Annotated in this window: 19 protein-coding genes (1 of these 19 cut by a window edge); 13 read left to right on the top strand and 6 right to left on the bottom strand. The window is 60.7% G+C overall.

Annotated elements, in window-relative coordinates:
* Positions 1–144 precede the first annotated feature (144 nt).
* The 5 genes from ANTHELSMS3_RS06330 (at position 145) to ANTHELSMS3_RS06350 (ending at position 3912) form a co-directional block, all read left to right on the top strand.
* Complete coding sequence (locus ANTHELSMS3_RS06330) at positions 145–1440, top strand: NAD(P)/FAD-dependent oxidoreductase (protein WP_094034145.1); 1296 nt, start codon at positions 145–147, stop codon at positions 1438–1440.
* Positions 1437–2222 (top strand): DUF1365 domain-containing protein, encoded by a 786-nt coding sequence (locus ANTHELSMS3_RS06335; protein ID WP_094034146.1) that lies wholly within the window; start codon positions 1437–1439, stop codon positions 2220–2222. Before ANTHELSMS3_RS06330 ends, ANTHELSMS3_RS06335 begins: the two co-directional genes overlap by 4 nt.
* Positions 2219–2791 (top strand): DUF3833 domain-containing protein, encoded by a 573-nt coding sequence (locus ANTHELSMS3_RS06340; RefSeq protein WP_094034147.1) that lies wholly within the window; start codon positions 2219–2221, stop codon positions 2789–2791. The genes ANTHELSMS3_RS06335 and ANTHELSMS3_RS06340 overlap by 4 nt, the downstream gene beginning before the upstream one ends.
* Positions 2788–3519, top strand: coding sequence for an SDR family NAD(P)-dependent oxidoreductase (locus ANTHELSMS3_RS06345; protein WP_094034148.1), 732 nt, complete (start codon positions 2788–2790; stop codon positions 3517–3519). Before ANTHELSMS3_RS06340 ends, ANTHELSMS3_RS06345 begins: the two co-directional genes overlap by 4 nt.
* 63 nt (positions 3520–3582) lie before the next feature.
* Positions 3583–3912: a DUF3775 domain-containing protein gene (locus ANTHELSMS3_RS06350; protein ID WP_094034149.1), complete on the top strand. Its 330-nt coding sequence runs from the start codon at positions 3583–3585 to the stop codon at positions 3910–3912.
* A 3-nt stretch (positions 3913–3915) separates the two neighbouring features.
* Here ANTHELSMS3_RS06350 and ANTHELSMS3_RS06355 read toward each other — a convergent pair whose 3' ends face one another.
* Positions 3916–5169 (bottom strand): DNA polymerase IV, encoded by a 1254-nt coding sequence (locus ANTHELSMS3_RS06355; RefSeq protein WP_094034150.1) that lies wholly within the window; start codon positions 5167–5169, stop codon positions 3916–3918.
* Positions 5170–5203: 34 nt separating this feature from the next.
* Between ANTHELSMS3_RS06355 and ANTHELSMS3_RS06360 the strand changes: the two genes are divergently transcribed.
* Positions 5204–5668 (top strand): NUDIX domain-containing protein, encoded by a 465-nt coding sequence (locus ANTHELSMS3_RS06360; RefSeq protein ID WP_254694864.1) that lies wholly within the window; start codon positions 5204–5206, stop codon positions 5666–5668.
* An 88-nt stretch (positions 5669–5756) separates the two neighbouring features.
* Here ANTHELSMS3_RS06360 and ANTHELSMS3_RS06365 read toward each other — a convergent pair whose 3' ends face one another.
* Complete coding sequence (locus ANTHELSMS3_RS06365; RefSeq protein WP_094034151.1) at positions 5757–6002, bottom strand: hypothetical protein; 246 nt, start codon at positions 6000–6002, stop codon at positions 5757–5759.
* A 232-nt stretch (positions 6003–6234) separates the two neighbouring features.
* A complete protein-coding gene (pyrF, locus tag ANTHELSMS3_RS06370) occupies positions 6235–6957 on the bottom strand; it encodes an orotidine-5'-phosphate decarboxylase (protein ID WP_157733413.1) in 723 nt (240 codons plus the stop codon).
* 204 nt (positions 6958–7161) lie between these two features.
* Here pyrF and clpB point away from each other — a divergent pair, with 204 nt between their 5' ends.
* From clpB to ANTHELSMS3_RS06390, 4 genes are all read left to right on the top strand, one after another.
* Positions 7162–9777 carry an ATP-dependent chaperone ClpB gene (clpB, locus tag ANTHELSMS3_RS06375; protein ID WP_094034152.1) on the top strand — a complete coding sequence of 872 codons (2616 nt, stop codon included), beginning with the start codon at positions 7162–7164 and terminating at the stop codon, positions 9775–9777.
* A 326-nt stretch (positions 9778–10103) separates the two neighbouring features.
* Positions 10104–10868, top strand: coding sequence for a TIGR04255 family protein (locus ANTHELSMS3_RS06380; RefSeq protein WP_094034153.1), 765 nt, complete (start codon positions 10104–10106; stop codon positions 10866–10868).
* Complete coding sequence (locus ANTHELSMS3_RS06385; protein ID WP_157733414.1) at positions 10840–11349, top strand: hypothetical protein; 510 nt, start codon at positions 10840–10842, stop codon at positions 11347–11349. The genes ANTHELSMS3_RS06380 and ANTHELSMS3_RS06385 overlap by 29 nt, the downstream gene beginning before the upstream one ends.
* A 3-nt stretch (positions 11350–11352) precedes the next feature.
* Complete coding sequence (locus tag ANTHELSMS3_RS06390) at positions 11353–12003, top strand: hypothetical protein (RefSeq protein WP_094034155.1); 651 nt, start codon at positions 11353–11355, stop codon at positions 12001–12003.
* Between the two features lie 214 nt (positions 12004–12217).
* On the opposite strand, the gene ANTHELSMS3_RS06395 is transcribed toward ANTHELSMS3_RS06390, so the two are convergent.
* From ANTHELSMS3_RS06395 to ANTHELSMS3_RS06405, 3 genes are all read right to left on the bottom strand, one after another.
* Positions 12218–13066 (bottom strand): ParB/RepB/Spo0J family partition protein, encoded by an 849-nt coding sequence (locus tag ANTHELSMS3_RS06395; protein ID WP_094034156.1) that lies wholly within the window; start codon positions 13064–13066, stop codon positions 12218–12220.
* Positions 13067–13183: 117 nt separating this feature from the next.
* A complete protein-coding gene (locus ANTHELSMS3_RS06400; protein ID WP_094034157.1) occupies positions 13184–13666 on the bottom strand; it encodes a fasciclin domain-containing protein in 483 nt (160 codons plus the stop codon).
* A gap of 258 nt (positions 13667–13924) precedes the next feature.
* Positions 13925–14368: a DUF302 domain-containing protein gene (locus tag ANTHELSMS3_RS06405; RefSeq protein WP_094034158.1), complete on the bottom strand. Its 444-nt coding sequence runs from the start codon at positions 14366–14368 to the stop codon at positions 13925–13927.
* 116 nt (positions 14369–14484) lie between these two features.
* Here ANTHELSMS3_RS06405 and ANTHELSMS3_RS06410 point away from each other — a divergent pair, with 116 nt between their 5' ends.
* The 3 genes from ANTHELSMS3_RS06410 to msrP form a co-directional block, all read left to right on the top strand.
* Positions 14485–16041 carry an FMN-binding glutamate synthase family protein gene (locus tag ANTHELSMS3_RS06410; protein ID WP_094034159.1) on the top strand — a complete coding sequence of 519 codons (1557 nt, stop codon included), beginning with the start codon at positions 14485–14487 and terminating at the stop codon, positions 16039–16041.
* A gap of 162 nt (positions 16042–16203) precedes the next feature.
* Entirely contained in the window at positions 16204–17670 is a 1467-nt protein-coding gene (locus ANTHELSMS3_RS06415; RefSeq protein WP_094034160.1) for a pyridoxal phosphate-dependent decarboxylase family protein, read from the top strand.
* A 128-nt stretch (positions 17671–17798) separates the two neighbouring features.
* A protein-coding gene (gene msrP, locus ANTHELSMS3_RS06420; RefSeq protein ID WP_094034161.1) for a protein-methionine-sulfoxide reductase catalytic subunit MsrP crosses the window boundary here: on the top strand, positions 17799–18448 show its 5' portion. It continues 286 nt past the right edge of the window; only the first 650 of its 936 coding nucleotides appear in the window; its start codon is at positions 17799–17801; the stop codon falls past the right edge of the window.

Consider the following 18448-nt stretch of genomic DNA (forward strand, 5'->3'; position numbering starts at 1 on the left):
GTGTTGCGCCATTCATGACCTGTTTACGCCAATGATGTGCGAACGGATCACTTTCGAGCGCAAAGTTTTTTGCCTTTTTTACATCCGCCCGCGGTGCCGGTTCGTAGACAGAACAACGCAAACGAACATGGGACGCAAAATATCATGCCATTTGAAGCCAGCCCGGCCACCCCCCGCTCTATCGCCGTGATCGGTGGCGGCATCTCTGGCATGGGGGCGGCGCATATGCTGGGCGACCAGCATCGCGTGACCCTGTTCGAGGCAGAGCCGCGTCTTGGCGGCCATGCCCGTACTCGGATGGCGGGGCGGAACGGGGATCAGCCGGTTGATACCGGCTTTATCGTGTTCAACTACGCCAACTATCCGCTGTTGACAGATTTGTTTGCACGGCTGGACGTGCCTGTTGCGAAATCTGACATGAGCTTTTCCGCCAGTCTGCGGGGCGGGGCTATGGAATACGGGCTGCGCGATCTGCGGGCGGTGTTCGCGCAGAAACGCAATGCACTGAACCCGCGCTTTTTGGGCATGATCCGAGACATCATGAAATTTAATGCTCGGGCGCTGGATCAAGCACGTGATCCGTCAGTTTCGCTTGGGGATTTTCTTGACCGGATGGGGACTGGCGATTGGTTTCGCGACCATTACCTGTTGCCATTGTCCGGAGCGATCTGGTCGACACCGACGGAAAAGATCCTTGATTTTCCGGCCTATGCGCTGATCCGGTTCTTTGAAAATCACGCGCTGCTGAGCCATACGGGCCAACACCAGTGGTACACGGTGCAGGGCGGGTCCAAACAGTATGTGTCGCGCCTTGGTGCAGCGATGAACGGGCAAGGGGTGCAAATGCGGCTTGGCGCGCCGATCGCAGGCGTGCGCCGTGTCGCGGCGGGGGTCGAGGTGCGTGCCCAAGGCGGCGTCTGGGAATTGTTCGATGAGGTGGTGTTTGCCACCCATTCCGACGACACCCTGCGACTTTTGACGGACGCACGTCCGGACGAGTACGCCGCACTCTCTCAGATCGCCTATCAGCCGAACCGAGTGGTGCTGCACGGTGATACGTCGGTGATGCCCAAGCGTCGCGCCTGCTGGTCGTCGTGGAACTACACTGAAACAACGCGCAAAGAGATGAACACCATCGACCTGACTTATTGGATGAACTGTTTGCAGCCGATCCCGATGGACGATCCGATGTTCGTCACGCTCAACTCTACCCGTCCGATCCGCGAAGAGGCGATCTATGATGAGGTCACACTGCGCCACCCGGTGTTCGACCTTGGCGCTTTGGAGGCGCAGCGCGCAGTGGCGGCGATGAATGGCACGTCGGGGACATGGTTCTGCGGGGCGTGGATGAAGAACGGCTTTCATGAGGACGGGTTGGCGAGTGCGGCGGATGTGGCGGGCGCGATCCTTGCGCGCGGCGCCGTGCAGGAGGCGGCATGAGCGACATCGACCTGATCCGGGGCCACACCTATCACGGACGCAAGGGGGCGGTGGCCAATGGCTTTCGCTACTCGGTCGATTGCGTGATGTTGGATGCTGAGGCTGAGGTGCGCGGGCCGATGTTGTTCTCCCGCAATCGGGGCAATCTGACCTCGTTGCAGGACCGGGACCATGGTGGTGCGCCGGGGCAGGGGCGCGGAGCCGTCTGGGCGCGTGAGGTGCTGGGCGCGCATGGCATTGATTGCAACGGACCATTGATGCTGTTGGCGCAACCACGTCTTTTGGGCCATGTGTTCAATCCGGCGTCATTTTGGCTGGCCTATGACGGGGACGATCTTCGAGCGGTGATTGCCGAGGTGTCGAATACCTTTGGCGACCGGCACTCTTACCTTTGCGCACATGCTGACGGATCGCCGATCACGGCGCAGGATCACATATCGGCGCGCAAGGTTTTTCACGTCTCGCCGTTTCAACCCGTTGAGGGGCACTATGTCTTTCGGTTCGACATCCGGGCAGACCGGGTCGGCATCTGGATCGACTACACCCATGAGAACGGCGGGCTGATCGCCACGCTTTGTGGGCCGCGCCAGCCGTTGACCAATGGACAGATCATGCGATCTGCCCTGCGCCGTCCATTTGGCGCGCGTCGCGTGCTGACCCTGATCCACTGGCAGGCACTGAAGCTGTGGTGGAAGGGGGCGGCGTATCGCAGACGCCCGGCCCCCCCGGCGCATGAGGTCAGCGGACATACATCCGGCACCCGGATCAAGGAGGCGTCATGATAACCTCATTCACCCTGATTGCGTTGGGGGCGGCGGGGGGGCTTGTCCTCGTCTATCTCCGCGCGCGGTATTTCGGGTTCATGGCGCAGCGGCCTGCCGACTATGCCGACGGCACGGGGCAGGCGTTTGACCTGCGTATGCACCTCAACGGATCGATGATCTGCGAAGGCGTGATCTATGGCCCGACAGGGCGTGTGACCTCACGGTTTGTGGCGGATATGGAGGCGCGCTGGGATGGCAACCGGGGCGTGATGAAAGAGCATTTCCGCTACGACTCCGGCAGTGAGCAGCATCGCCAATGGACGTTGATCCTGGGCAACGACGGACATATTCGCGCCACTGCACCGGATTTGGTGGGAGAGGGGCATGGCCAGCAAAGCGGGCCAACCGTGCAACTGCGCTATCGCATCCGTCTGGACGATGACGCAGGCGGGCATGTTCTGGACACCACCGACTGGATGTATCTTGCCCCCAACGGGACCATCGTAAACCGTTCTCAGTTCCGGAAATTCGGGATCAAGGTCGCAGAGCTTGTCGCCACAATGCGCCGAAAGGAGGCCCCGGCGTGAGGGTTTGGAAAGGCAAACGGTATTGGCTGGTCGGTGCCAGTGAGGGGCTGGGGCAGGCATTGGCGCACCGGCTCAGCCGTGAGGGTGTTGAACTGATCCTGAGCGCGCGGTCCGAGGACAAGCTGCGCACGCTGGCGGATGATTTGCCCGGCCCCGCACATGTGGCACCCGTAGACGTGACCGACGCCGATGCGCTGGAACAGGTGGCCGCAGAATATGGCGAGATTGACGGCCTGATCCAAGTGGCTGGGGTCTATTGGCCGTTCGGAGCGCAGGATTGGAATGCCGAACAGGCCAACGACATGGCAGATGTGAATTTCACCGGGGCCATGCGGCTGGCAGGGGTTGTGGTGCCCCGCTTTGTGGCGCGGGACCGGGGCCATATCGTGTTGACCGGATCGCTGTCAGGATATCGTGGTTTGCCGGGGTCGGCGGCCTATGTGTCGTCCAAGGCGGCGGTCATGGCACTGGCGGAATCGCTGTATGCCGATTTGCGCAAGACGGGCGTTGACGTGCAACTGCTTGTGCCAGGCTACATCAAGACACGGTTGACCGAAAAGAACGACTTTACCATGCCGTTTATCATGGACCCCGAACAGGCGGCGGACATCTGTTTCCGCCACATGTCGGGCAGCGGTTTTCAACGCGCCTTTCCGCGTGCCTTTTCGTTGTTGTTCCGGGGCAGCCAACTGTTGCCGGACTGGCTTTATTTCCGCCTGTTTGCTTAGGATCAAAGTCGGGCGCCCAATTGTGGTGTCTAGCCTGTCCAGCGAACAGTGAGGAGACGCGAGATGCAAAACATCAGCCCAAGCAAGGTGGCAGCCGTCATCGTAATGGCGCGCGAGTTGGGCCGTGCCGAAGGCGAACTTCGGGGGCTCATCGACCGGATGGACGTCGAAGAGCAGGCGGCCTTGGTCGCAGTCATGTGGGTTGGCCGTGGCGCGTTTGAGGCCGAGGATTGGGACGAGGCCTATCAGACCGCCGTGAACGAGGCGACGACACCCACGGCAGATTATCTGATCGGCACGCCGCATTTGGCAGACAACCTTGAAGCAGGGCTTGAGGCGTATGGCTATGACGCCACGGGTGAAGAAGATGAGGTTTTGGGCAGCCACGATTAGGCGTCAGCGCAGCGTGCGGCCCTTGAGAATCGCGTTTTCACCGAACTTTGCTCGGATCGCATCGGTGGCCCGTTCCGCCTTGGCGCGGGCCTCGGCCTGTGGGTCCAGCAGGTCGCCGGACATGTCGGCCTGCGCCTCTGGCACCAGATCTGAAATACCCGCCCCGATTAGGCGATAGGACTGCCCGGCGGGCATCTGGTCAAACAGCGCCCGCGCAACCCGGTAGATGCGATCAGCAATCTGCGTGGCATCGGGCAGTGCCTGCCTGCGGCTGACGATGCGAAAATCCGACCGTCGCAGTTTCAGCGTGACGACCCGGCCTGCCAAACCCTTGGCCTTGGCGCGATCGGATGCCTTTTCCGCCATGCGCCAGAGATGCCCGTCAAGGATGTCCGGGTCGGCGGTGTCCTCGTTGAATGTGGTTTCATTCGAGATCGATTTCATCGGGGCGTTGCGCGTCACCCGGCGATGGTCCTGCCCGCGTGCCAAATGCCAAAGACGTTCGCCCATCGATCCGAACCGCACCATCAGATCACGTTTGTCCCAGCGCAGCAGATCCTCGAACGTGCGGATTCCGCCGCGTTCCAGCGCCTCTTGTGTAACTTGCCCAACCCCCCAGATCAGGCGGATCGGTTTGGGGCGCAGAAACTCCTGCGTTTCGGCCTGACCGATCACCGCAAAGCCGCGGGGCTTATCAAGGTCAGAGGCGATCTTGGCGAGAAACTTGTTGTGCGACAACCCGATAGAACCAGTGACGCCCAGTTCCGCCTTCATCCGTTTGACCAGTCGCGCCAGCATCACGGCAGGAGGCGCGCCGTGCAGACGGGCGGTGCCGGTGAGGTCCAGAAACGCCTCATCCAGCGACAGCGGTTCAATCGCCGGGGTCAGTTCCTCCATCATCGTACGGATCTGGCGGCTGACCTCGACGTAGACGGACATGCGCGGCTTGACGACGACGGCATCGGGACACAGGTCCAGCGCCTTGAACATCGGCATCGCGGACCGCACGCCACGAATGCGCGCCACATAGCAGGCGGTCGACACCACACCGCGCCGCCCGCCGCCAATGATCACCGGCTTGTCAGCGAGTGCGGGGTTGTCGCGCTTTTCCACGCTTGCGTAAAAGGCGTCACAGTCCATATGGGCAATAGAGAGGTCCCATAGTTCGTCATGGCGCAAGACGCGGGGCCGCCGGCATGCCGGACATCGTGGGCCTGCATCGAACTGGGTCAGACAATCGCGGCATAGGGCGGGCATGGTCCCAATATACGCCGATGCAGAAGGGGACGCCATGAGCGATCCAAAGCCCGACGACCCAAGGCAGGTCTTTTCCGGTGCCAAAGTGATGCTGTTCGCTGGCGCGGATTTGATTGTGCTGCGGCGGGACCGCAAGCCATCTATCCCTTGGCCGGGCTATCTGGATTTTCCGGGGGGCGAGCGGGATGGAGGCGAGTCACCGGAGGACTGCGCCATCCGTGAAACGCAGGAGGAGTTGGGACTGACCCTGACCAAGGCCCAATTGCATCCGGTGCATCTGCGGGATGATGCGGGCAAGGTCAGCTGTTTTTTTGCCGCGCATCTGCCAGCTCGTGCGATTGATGACGTGGTCTTTGGCGATGAGGGCGAAGGCTGGGACGTGATGCCGCCCGAGGCCTTTGTCGATGCGCAGGACGCGATCCCGCATTTTCGGGACATCCTGCGTGACTATTTGGACAAACAGCTTGATTTGGCAAAAGGGCCGGGACCCGCAAGGTAAGGTGCGGATCCCGGCAGTCTACCACAGCACCCGAGGGACAAAGGGTGCGGCGGCGCGGCTCATACAGGCGTGTAACTGAGCCGGAACGTCAGGCTGCGCTGGGCATCTCTGCCGCAGCTTCGCGCAACAGCAGGTGCTCGGGCGTGCCCAGCGAAAGGCGGGCGCGCATCCATAGTCCGCGCGCGGCCTCTTCGAATTCGGTTGTGATGGGTGCCACATATTGGCTTGCCACCCGCAAGAGTCCGTGCGGGGTAACGACCGTGACAAGGGCCTCGAAACACTGTTCGGTGGCGTTGTAACGCACCTGATCGATGCGGGGGGTCCATGTGCTCATGATGGTCTCCTAACCTCGTGCCCTTTTTTGATCGGGCTTATGCAGTAGACTTAGGAGCACTGTGGCAGTGTTTCATCAGGGGCACAGGTCAGGAATTCCCCGCTCTTGATGCTTTTTGGGCGGAATTTCGCCGACAGGTGGGTGAATCGGCGGTCCGATGCCGGGCCGTCAGGCGGTCGGAACGATACGCAGGCTCAGGCGTTTAAAGGGCGTGGCGGTTTGCGCAGCGCGGTCAGCGCGGGCCGTTGGGGCGCTGGGCCTGCGGAGAGATCATTTCTGTCAGAATTGCCTGCGCGGCGGCGTGCGGATCGGGCGCGCGGTGGATGGGGCGGCCCACGACGATGTGGTCGACGCCATCCCGAATAGCCTGCGCGGGGGTCGCGATACGCTTTTGATCGCCCACATCTGCGCCAGCGGGACGCACGCCCGGCGTGACGATCAACCGGCCCTCTGCCTGCGGCAAGGCGCGCACAAGCGCGGCCTCATTCGGCGAACAGATCACCCCGTCGGCACCGGCCTCCAGCGCGCGACCGGCACGCTCTGTCACCAGATCGGAAATTGCACCGTCCTTGATCAGCGCGCCGTCCAGATCGGCGCGGTCAAGTGAGGTCAGGATTGTCACGGCAAGGATCTTGGTTTGCGATCCGGCGGCCCCCTCCTTGGCGGCGCGCACCACATATGGGTCGCCGTGCACCGTCAGGAAATCGAGATCGAATTGCGCGACCCCGCGCACCGCCGCCTCAATCGTGGCGCCGATGTCGAATAGTTTCAGGTCAAGGAAGATGCGCTTGCCGTGCTCTTGCTTCAGCTCATTGGCCAGCGCCAGACCACCCCCGGTCAGCATCCCCAGACCGATTTTGTAAAAGGACACAGCGTCCCCAAGCCGACTGACAAGGTCGAGACCCTCGATCACATTCGGCACGTCCAGGGCTACGATCAAACGGTCATCGGACATGCGCATCTCCTTCGAGGGGTTGGTTGAGGTCTCTTGAAACTCTGTGGCCCCAAGGTCAAGATGCGATCCGTTGCCATTTTGCAACGCTTCTCTCTTGAACCGGATGCGTCGCAGGGCCATCTTGGGTGTGAGGCCCCGACGGGACCGCGTGCTGCATAGCGGGCGCGGCGCATTCAACGGGGCGCTTGTTGAAGGAGACAGACCATGAACTTGGAGAAGTTCACAGAGCGCGCGCGCGGTTTCATTCAGGCCGCCCAGACCATTGCGATGCGGGAAAGCCATCAGAAACTGGCACCCGAACATCTGCTCAAGGCACTGATGGATGACGAAGAAGGCTTGGCCACCAACCTGATCAAGGCATCGGGCGGTGTGCCGGAACGCGTGGTTCAGGTGCTGGACACCAAGCTCGCCAAGATCCCCAAGGTTTCCGGCGATGCGGGTCAGGTCTATCTGGATTCCGCCACCGGCAAGGTGCTGGATGAGGCCGAAAAACTGGCAAGCAAGGCGGGCGACAGTTTTGTCCCGGTCGAACGGATGCTGACCGCGCTGGCCATGGTGCGCAGCCCGGCCAAAGAGGCGCTCGAGGCGGGCAATGTGACGCCGCAAAAGCTGAACGAGGCGATCAACGATGTGCGCAAGGGGCGCACAGCGGATACCGCCACGGCCGAAGACACCTACGAGTCGCTGAAGAAATACACACTCGACCTGACCGAGCGTGCCCGCGAAGGCAAGATCGACCCGATCATTGGCCGGGACGAGGAAATCCGGCGCACCATGCAGGTGCTCAGCCGCCGGACCAAGAACAACCCGGTGCTGATCGGTGAACCCGGCGTGGGTAAGACCGCGATTGCCGAGGGCCTCGCCCTGCGGATCGTGAACGGCGACGTGCCTGAGTCGATCAAGAACAAGCGCCTGCTGGCGCTGGACATGGGCGCGCTGATCGCCGGTGCGAAGTATCGCGGTGAGTTCGAAGAACGGCTGAAGTCGATCCTGTCAGAGGTGACCTCTGCCGCCGGTGAGATTATCCTGTTCATCGACGAAATGCACACGCTGGTTGGCGCGGGCAAGGCGGACGGTGCGATGGATGCCTCGAACCTGCTGAAACCGGCTTTGGCGCGGGGTGAGCTGCACTGTGTGGGCGCGACCACGCTGGACGAATATCGCAAGCATGTCGAAAAAGACGCGGCATTAGCGCGGCGTTTCCAGCCGGTCATGGTTGAGGAGCCGACGGTCGAGGATACAATTTCGATCCTGCGCGGCATCAAGGAAAAGTACGAGCTGCACCATGGTGTGCGGATTTCCGACGCGGCCCTTGTGACCTCGGCGACGCTATCGCACCGTTATATCACGGACCGGTTCCTGCCGGACAAGGCGATCGACCTCATGGACGAGGCCGCCAGCCGTCTGCGGATGGAGGTGGATTCGAAGCCCGAGGAACTAGACGCTTTGGACCGCGACATCCTGCAAAAGCAGATCGAGGTCGAAGCGTTGCGGATGGAGGATGATCAGGCCTCCAAAGACCGTCTGGCCAAGCTGGAAAAGGACCTTTCGGAGCTGCAGCAACAGTCGTCTGAAATGACGGCCCGCTGGCAGGCGGAGCGGGATAAGCTGGCCTCGGCCCGCAACATCAAGGAAGAGCTGGACCACCTGCGCGCCGAGCTGGAAACGGCCAAGCGCGACGGCAACTTTGCCAAGGCCGGTGAGCTGCAGTACGGGCGTATCCCTGAGCTGGAGCGGCAGCTGGCGCAGGCAGAAGGCGCGGAAAGCGACGTCATGGTCGAAGAAGCGGTTCTGCCGGAACATATCGCCAGCGTTGTGGAGCGCTGGACCGGTATTCCGACGTCGAAGATGCTGGAAGGCGACCGGGAAAAACTCTTGCGGATGGAGGATGCCCTGCACAAGCGGGTGATCGGCCAGAGCCAGGCGGTGACGGCGCTGTCCAGCGCGGTGCGTCGCGCGCGGGCGGGTCTGAACGATGAGAACCGCCCCTTGGGGTCGTTCCTGTTCCTTGGACCCACGGGCGTCGGCAAGACCGAGCTGACCAAGGCGGTGGCGGAGTTCCTGTTTGACGACGACAGCGCGATGGTGCGCATCGACATGTCCGAGTTCATGGAGAAACACGCGGTGGCCCGTCTGATCGGCGCGCCTCCGGGATATGTGGGCTATGACGAGGGCGGCGTGCTGACCGAGGCGGTGCGGCGCAGGCCCTATCAAGTCGTGCTGTTCGATGAGGTCGAGAAGGCGCACCCGGACGTGTTCAACGTGCTGCTGCAGGTTTTGGACGACGGGGTGCTGACTGATGGGCAGGGGCGGACTGTGGACTTCAAGCAGACGCTGATCATTCTGACGTCGAACCTTGGGTCTCAGGCGCTCAGCCAAATGCCCGAGGGGGCCGACCCGGCACCGGCGCGGCGGGACGTGATGGACGCGGTGCGGGCGCACTTCCGGCCGGAGTTCCTGAACCGTCTGGATGAGACGATCATCTTTGACCGGCTCAAGCGTGAGGATATGGCGGGCATCGTCGATATTCAGCTGGCGCGGCTGTTGAAAAGGCTGGCGGCGCGGAAGATCCGGCTGGAGCTGGACGATGCGGCGCGGGCTTGGCTGGCGGATGAGGGGTATGACCCCGTGTTCGGCGCGCGGCCTTTGAAAAGGGTGATCCAGCGGTCGCTGCAAAATCCCTTGGCTGAGATGCTTTTGGCTGGCGATGTGGAGGATGGCGACGTGGTCGTGGTGTCGGCTGGCTCTGACGGGCTGCTGATCGGCGACCGGGTGGGGGCCACGAACAGGCCCAAGCCGGACGATGCCGTGGTCCACTGATTTTGGGGACTCGAAAGCTTGGGACGAAAGGCGGGGGAAACCCCGCCTTTTTTCGTGTCCACATGTGGACAGCTTTGGGGGGGTTATAAATCAATGGGTTACAGAGACGTTTTTACGATTTGTTAGGGGTTCGGGCCGATCCGCGCAGCGGCGAAGGCTCCAGTGGAGCCTTCGAGGCCCGAACGGGCGGAGCCCCGGGGGAGGCGTTCATATGCGCGACATTTGATCTTGGCTTCAATACTTTCTTTACTGCCAGTCGCCACTATGTAAGAATCTGTTATATCGGGCGAAACAAAAGCGAAAAACCTCACAAGGCTCTGAAAGATATGGATTTTCCGGAGAAGCCTCGGGTGCTCTACACAAGAAATCCACTGGCAGAAGTCGTGTGCCAGATGCGGTTTCCACGCCTTCTTGAGCTTGACGAAAGCGTTCCCGCTGATTTTCAGAGGGCTCTCGGAAAGACCTACCCTACTGTAGATTCTCGGGAAACGGCAACTTTCCGGGTTGGGGGGGGCGACGCGACATCGTCCCCGGTCTCTCGAAAGGTGGTATATGATTTTACGACGCGCGATAGTAAGTATACTATTTCGCTTTGCAGTGATTTCGTAGCCATCAAGACTGAATCATATGAACGCTGGGAAGATTTTTTCTCTCACATTAAAAACGCTGTAGGTGCATTGCGCGGTGCCTATGATATACCCTATTTTTCAAGAATTGGCCTGAGATACGTTGATGTGATCAAAAGAGAAGACCTTGGCTTGGCGGACACGTCTTGGTCTGAATTGATTCGAGAATCTGCCCTTGGTCTACTTGGAGATGATGAAATAGAAAATGAAAAAATTGTGAACCAGCACTCTACGACACTACTGGCCCTGACCCGTGGCTTCGTCGCCATTCAAAGCGGAATTGTCGTGGGCGACAGCGGGCAGAACAATTATATTGTCGATTCAGATTTTTTCTTCGACACCCCAACGGAGGACGACGCGGATGCTTATGAACTACTCGCCTACTACAATAAAGCCGCAAGAAACGCATTCCGATGGTTTATCAAGGAAAGACTGCATGACGCAATGGAGCCGGGAGACGCCTGAATTTCCTGAAATTTTATACCCGCATCTATTTTCGAAAGATGCACATGGCTATTTAAAACGATCTTCTCCTTGGACTAATTTGGGTGAGACTCCCTCAGGGGTGGCCCAATATTTCCTTGTTGCGACCGGAAACTCGGTCCCTCAGCGAGTCTTCATGACTGAACGAAATCCGATAAAGCTGGATTGGTTCTTTGAAGCTGTATCGCTGAGCGAGAAAGAAAAAATCTCTGTGTCTCAATTGTCTCAGTACATCAAGGGACTGAACTTACTTATCGGCGAAGAGCGCTACATGATGCTTGAGAAGATTCTCAATGACTCTTTGAAGCTTAGGGCTTCAAGTCGAATTTTGCTCGCTTTCGCTCGTGCTTCCTACCCTGTGCGGTCCAAAATAAATGGATGGAGAGGCTTCTTAGCAGATGTTTCTGCAAAGCTCGAATCTGAGGGAAAAGATAGCAGAAAACTGCTAAAGGGAATGATTTAAATAATGCCGATCATGTCCGCGCCCGCAGAAGAATTTCTCGAAGATTCTCTGTTGGGCTTGGGGATTAAGGAGTTTCATCCCAACCAACGCCATTGCGGAATCATCTATCGTCCTGACGAGAATGAAGTGCGCTTTCTTCATTTGGCGTTCCATTTTGACCTGCGCGACGAAGTGCTTGATGGGACGTATTGGTGGGCGACATGCGGCTTGGATGAAGACAATCAGTTGGTATTAGCTGCTTTCGCAAGCCTGTTGGCAGCAGAAGACCCGGCGGTACCCTACGGATTTGATTCTGAAGGCTTGGTGTTTGAAGCCGATACTGGCAAGCTCAAAGCAGGTCCTGTGGGCCACGGACTCACCTGTGCAACATTTGTTCTGGCGGTTTTTAGAACCTACGGATTTGAGCCATTGCAGGTCAAGAGCTGGCAGGCACGGGCGGAAGACGTTCAGTGGCAACAGACTATTTTGCAGTTAATGGAAAGGAACGGGGCATCTAAAGACCACGTCGATGCAATTCGCTCAAGCGAACCAAGCCAGAGGTTTCGCCCTGAAGAAGTCGTAGGCGGCGCCTCTCAAACGAGCGAGCGCTGGGGCTTCGACTATGACGCAACGCAAGTTCTGGCGGCGCAGGTCTTGGCGGACATGGCTGCCTAATAGTGGGGAGCTTTGTGACCGCTCTGCGAACGCGCGCTTTTTTCAACACTACAGCATTCAAGGTTTCGTCGTCTGAGGCTCCGCTTTTTGATTGGGGGGCTCCGGTCGCATGAATGCGGAAGGCTTCGAGATGGTATGCGCCGCATACGGTGCGACAGTTCTCTCAGTCCTTCCGGCCTCCCCGCCACCCTACGGCAGCGGGGAGCGCCTCCTCTCACACCTCTTTGCCGAAATGTAGCTCCACATAATCCATCACGTCGTCGATGATGCCCGGTGACTTGGCTTCGCGGCCTGAAAACCGCAGGATCCAGCCGGTGCGGGTGAGTTCTCGGCGGATGACCAGGCCGTTGCGGATGGTGCGGATGCGGCGGGGGTCGCCGCTCGTGCCGGGGGCCGGATCGGAGGGGCGGGGGTTGAGCGCCTCTTGCAGCACCGGGGCCAGCGCCTCCCACTGGGTTTCGGGCGCGGCGGTGCGCGGGAAGGGGGAGAGGGCGTTCAGCAGCAGATCCTCATAGCCCGCATTCATCGCCGAGGTCAGTTGATCCAGCCGCCGTGTGGTCAACCGTTCGGGCGCGTTCAGCAACCCGTCGAACCGCTGTACCACCGGCACAAGGCCGCGCAGGCGGGCGGTTTTCTGGCGCGAGGACAGCGGAAAGAGCGTGGAGATGGCGGCGTCGGGAGTGGGAAAGATGCCTTCGCCCAGACATTGCAGGATCAGGCGCACCTTTTCCCACGGGCTGATCTGGCTGCGGATCTCATTCTCGGCCACCATGGCGGTGACGGCCTTGGGGATGCTTTCGGGGGTGCGCAGGAGCGCGGGGATGGTGTCCTTTTCCAACGTGGTGCAGGCGGTGAGGCGGCGAAAGCCGGAAATCAGCCCGTAGCGATGGCCGTCGTCTGTCTGTTCCGACAGCCCCCACACCTCAACCGGTTGGCGCAGACCATCGATGAAGATGGATTGCATCAGCTCATAATCGGCCTCCGCGTCCTCGCTGGTGCGATCGCGGGGCAGGGCGTTGGGGTTGATGTCGGTGAGGGGGATGTGGTGGATGTTGTCCGTCATGGGAGCCTCCTTTTGCGGGCGCGAGTATGGCGCGGGCACAGGGGGCGTTGCGGGACAGGGCGTTGCAGCGTTCGGTGGGGGCGAAAGGCCCGCGCGGGGGCGGGCCTTTCGCGTGGGTTATTTCGGCATGATGACCTTGTCGATGACGTGGATGACGCCATTCGAGGCCTCGATGTCGGCGGTGACGACGGTGGCGTCGTTGACCATGACGCCGTTGTCGAGGTCGATCATGATGTCGGTGCCCTGCACGGTGGTGGCCATCATGTCATCGGAGAGGTCGGTGGACATGACCTTACCGGCGACGACGTGATAGGTGAGGATCGAGACCAGCTGATCCTTGTTTTCGGGCATGAGCAGGGTTTCGACGGTGCCCTCTGGCAAGGCGGCAAATGCGGCGTCGGTGGGGGCGAAGATGGTGAAGGGGCCGTCGCTTTTCAGCGTGTCGACCAGACCTGCGGCGGTGGCGGCGGCGAGCAGGGTTTCGAAGGAACCGGCCTCTTTGGCGGTGTCGACGATGTCCATCGCGTGGCCGCCGGCAAAGACGGATGTGGATGCAAAGGCAAGAGCCGTGGTCGCGGCGAGGAAAGTTCTGCGGATCATGGGTGGTCCTCCTTGGAGCCGTGGTTGCAATGTGTCGGTCACATCGAACAGGTCTACGGGCCGTGGGGAGGTGTGGATCACCGGGGATTTTTGCGGAGGTGGCTTGACCTTGGCGGCGGGTTTTCTAAGCCGGGGGTGCGCGCGGTTTCCACTGACATTTATGTGATGAAAAGGAGGTGCATTTGTGGTGATCCGCATCGTTTTGGCGGCGGCCCCGGGGCAGGCCCGGGACGCGATCCGTGTTACGAGGCGATGTGCCTATTCCAGCCCGATGGCGGCGCGGGCGATGCCGTCCAGCAGTGCCTCGACCTTTTTCATTTCGCCGTCGGGAAAGCTGCGGAAGCCGATGGTGGTGGTGTCGGGGGTTTCCGGGCGGACGATGACGAAGATGTCGTAGGGGCAGAAGACGACGTTCATCGGGTCTGCCTCCATCACCTCACGACTGATCTGGGCCGAGCAGAAGCTGAAGATGTCGGCGTTGGCAAAGATAGTGACGTCAGAGCCGACATCACCCTTGGTGCGTTCCAGCATGTCGCCGGTGTGACTGACAGAGTCGATCACCAGCCCCTGATCAATGATCGCATTTTCCAGCCCAAAGACCACGTCGTCAAAGCTGTCGGTGGTGTCATAGCTGACGATGCCGTCGGCCAACGCCGCGCCGGCCACCAGCACAAGCGCCGTGGCGCCAAGAAACTGTCTCATTATTTTCCCTTTCACGAAATTCGCAGACGGGCTGCCATTCCTCTGTGATGGTGTCACAGTACCGGTGGAGAAACACCTTGGCCTTGAGACAAGTCAATACATTCGGGGGGTAGAATATGGAATACGCGATGGCCGCGCTGCAGTATCTGGCGCTGTTCTTCGTCTTCATGATCGGCGTGGCGGTTGCGGCGGTTGCGGTGATGTATGTGATCGACAGGACGCAGAGGGGGGACGCGATCCGGCGCAACTATCCGGTGATCGGGCGGTTCCGGAACCTGTTTACGGAATTGGGCGAGTTTTTTCGCCAGTACTTCTTTGCGATGGACCGTGAGGAAATGCCATTTAACCGGGCGCAGCGGAACTGGATCTATCGTGCGTCCAGCGGCAAGGGGAACACGGTGGCCTTTGGCTCGACCCGGAACCTGAACGTGCCGGGCACGCCGATCTTTATGAACGCGGTCTTTCCGCCGCTGGATGATCAGTATGCCTCGACCGAGCCGCTGTTGATTGGTCCCTATTGTCGCGAACCCTATTCCGCGCCGTCGATCTTCAACATATCCGGCATGTCTTATGGCGCGATTTCAAAACCGGCGGTCAAGGCGCTGAGCCGGGGTGCCCGGCTGGCAGGCGTTTGGTTGAACACCGGAGAGGGCGGGCTGTCGCCCTATCACCTCGAAGGGAGCTGTGACGTGATCTATCAGATCGGCACGGCCAAGTTTGGCGTGCGCGACGCCGCGGGCAACCTGAGTGATGAAAAGCTGCGTGAGATGGCGGCGCATCCGCAGATCAAGATGTTCGAGATCAAGTTGAGCCAAGGGGCGAAGCCGGGCAAGGGCGGCATCCTGCCCGCCGCCAAGATCGACGACGAGGTGTCCAAGATCCGGGGCGTGCCGTTGGGGCAGGACGCGATTTCGCCCAACCGGCACCGCGAGGTGGACGATTTTGACGACTTGTTGGACCTGATCGCCCATATCCGTGAGGTGACGGGCAAGCCTGTTGGGTTCAAGACCTGCATGGGGTCGGCCGACCCCTGGTTTGCCTTTTTCAAGAAGGTCAAGGAACGCGGCGAGGAGAGCGCCCCGGATTTCATCACCGTGGACGGGGGCGAGGGCGGCACGGGTGCTGCCCCGATGCCGCTGATTGATCTGGTGGGCCTGCCGCTGCGCGAGGCGTTGATCCGCATGGTGGATTTGCGCGATCTGGCGGGGTTGCATGACCGCATCCGCATCGTCGCGGCGGGCAAGCTGGTGGCACCGGGCGATGTGGCATGGGCTATTTGTCTTGGCGCGGACTTCGTGACCTCGGCGCGGGGGTTCATGTTCTCTTTGGGCTGTATTCAGGCGCTGAAGTGCAACAAGAACACCTGCCCGACAGGCATCACCACGCATATCCCGTCTTTGCAGAAGGGGCTGGTGGTGTCCGAAAAGGACAAACGCGTGGCGGCCTATGCCAAGTCGGTGATCAGCGAGGTTGAAACCATCGCTCATTCGGTTGGCGTGGCGGAACCGCGTCAGATGCGGCGGCGGCATGTGCGGGTGGTCAAGGATGACGGATCGTCAGTGCAGATGAACGAGATCTTCCCGTCGGTCCGGTTGGGCGACGGCGGCGCTGCGGGCAACCGCATGTTCGAAGAGGCGCTGCGCCGGATGGCGTCGGATGTGAAAGCGCCGTAACCCAGTGCTGTGGCGGGTGTAGACATGCCCGCCCGTCGCGCCCCTGACAGCCCCCCCCCGGTCAGGAGTATGGAAAGGCCACCGCCCGCGCCGGAAACTGTGATATACGGGACGGATTATCAGGCGACGTTTTGACAATCCATTTTCAGGCGGGGGGGGCCTATGGAAAATCAGAAATCGGCACTGACCGAAGAAACACTTGATCCAGCCGAGTGGGGCGATCTGCAAGGTCTGGCCCGTCAGATCGTTGATGACGCCATAGCCCATGTGCGCGATGTCCGCGACCGGCCCGTCTGGACGGAAATGCCTGCCGACAAAAAGTCAGTCTATGCCGCGCCGGTGCCAAACGGCCCGATGCCCCTGTCTGACGTATACGGTGAATTGTGCGAAAACCTGATGCCCTATCCGATGGGCAACATCCATCCGCGCTTTTGGATGTGGTACATGGGGTCCGGCAGTTACAGCGGTGCCCTGGCAGAGTTCATTGCGGCCATCGATGGGTCCAATCTGGGTGGTGGCAACAATGCCGCCGCCTTTATGGATACGCAGGTGGTGAATTGGCTGAAGCAGATGATGGGCTTTCCCGACACGGCAAGCGGCACCTTGGTCAGCGGCGGGTCCATGGCCAATATCATTGGCCTGACGACGGCCCGCAATGCCAAGGCCGGTGTCGACGTGCGGGCCGAAGGCGTCGCCGCCATCCCGCGCCCCCTGCGGTTTTATGGGTCGGATCAGGTGCACAGTTGCCATCAGAAGGCGGTGGAACTGTTAGGGCTTGGCAACAAGGCGCTGCGCCGCGTGCCAACGGGGCCGGATTTCCGCATGGACGTCGCCGCCCTGCGCGCCATGATCATTGAGGACCGCAAAGCAGGGTTTTGCCCCGCTGCGGTGATTGCAACGGCGGGCACGGTGAACACCGGGGCCATCGACGATCTGGCCGCGATCGGCGCACTGTGCCGCGACGAGGACCTGTGGTTTCATGTGGACGGGTGCATCGGTGCGTTGATCGCCATAGCGCCTGAGAACGGGCATTTGGTGGCGGGGCTGGAGGGCGCCGATTCCGTGGCGCTGGACCCGCACAAATGGCTGCATGTGCCGTTTGAGGCGGGATGCGCCTTGGTCCGGGATGGGGGGCTGCATCGCGACACCTTTGCTGTGCACCCCGAATACCTAGAGGAAAAGCCGCGTGGCATTGCGGCGAACGAGTACCTGCATGATTACAACCTCCAAACCTCGCGCGCGTTTCGGGCGTTGAAGGTCTGGATGACGCTCAAGGAGCATGGGGTCGACAAGTTCGGTCGGTTGATCGATCAAAACATCGCTCAGGCGACCTATCTGGAAGGGCTGATCGCGGAGGTGCCGGAGCTGGAGATGATGGCGCCTCGGGAGATCAACATCGTCTGCTTTCGCTACTGTCCTTCTGACATGCCAGAGGCGGAATTGCGGGCACTGAACTCGGAAGTCATGTTGCGGATGCAGGAGGAGGGGATCGCCGCGCTGTCCGACACCACGGTGGGCGGACGGCATTGCCTGCGGGTCGCGATCTGCAATCACCGGACGCGGCGAGCCGATCTGGACCTGCTGGTGCGGGAAACCCTGCGGATCGGTGCCGAGGTGGTGCAGGGCTGAGCCGGGGCGCGCGCTGCGACACGCGCCCCTCGTGTTACATCCCCGTGACGGCAACGTGAGAGATCGTTGGTTTGTTCAATGGCTTGGCGCGCATATCTTGAGGTCAAAGAAAGCCTCGAGGAGACCCCATGGCCAAGCGCTGGACAAACAAGCTGACCCGTTCCGATGTGACACCGGAACCTATCTTTATGAATCGCCGCAAGCTGCTGGCCGGTCTGGGCCTTGGCGCGGGGGCCGCAGGGCTGGGCGGGCTGACGCTGGGCGCGATGCCGGGTGCTGCCCTGGCGCAGGACGACATGGCGCTGGAGCCGAACGCTTGGGACGAGATCACCTCTTACTGCAACTACTATGAGTTCGGCACGCGCAAGGATGATCCGGCGCAAAACGCGCATCTGCTGACGACCGAACCGTGGTCTATTACCATCGACGGGCTGGTGGACAAACCCGGCGATTACGCGCTGGGCGATATCCTCAGCCAGATGACAATGGAGGAACGCATCTACCGCTTCCGCTGTGTCGAGGCGTGGTCGATGGTTGTGCCGTGGAACGGCTTTGAACTGGCCGATCTGCTGGACATGGTGGGGGTGAAGCCCGAGGCGCAGTATGTCGCCTTTGAAACCGTGTATCGCCCCGAGGAAATGCCGGGCACGCGCTATCCCGTGCTGGACTGGCCCTATGTCGAAGGGCTGCGGCTGGATGAAGCGCGCAATCCGCTGACTCTGATGGCGACGGGGCTGTACGGCAAACCGATGCCAAACCAGAACGGCGCGCCGATCCG

Source organism: Antarctobacter heliothermus, assembly GCF_002237555.1.
GTDB lineage: Bacteria > Pseudomonadota > Alphaproteobacteria > Rhodobacterales > Rhodobacteraceae > Antarctobacter > Antarctobacter heliothermus_B.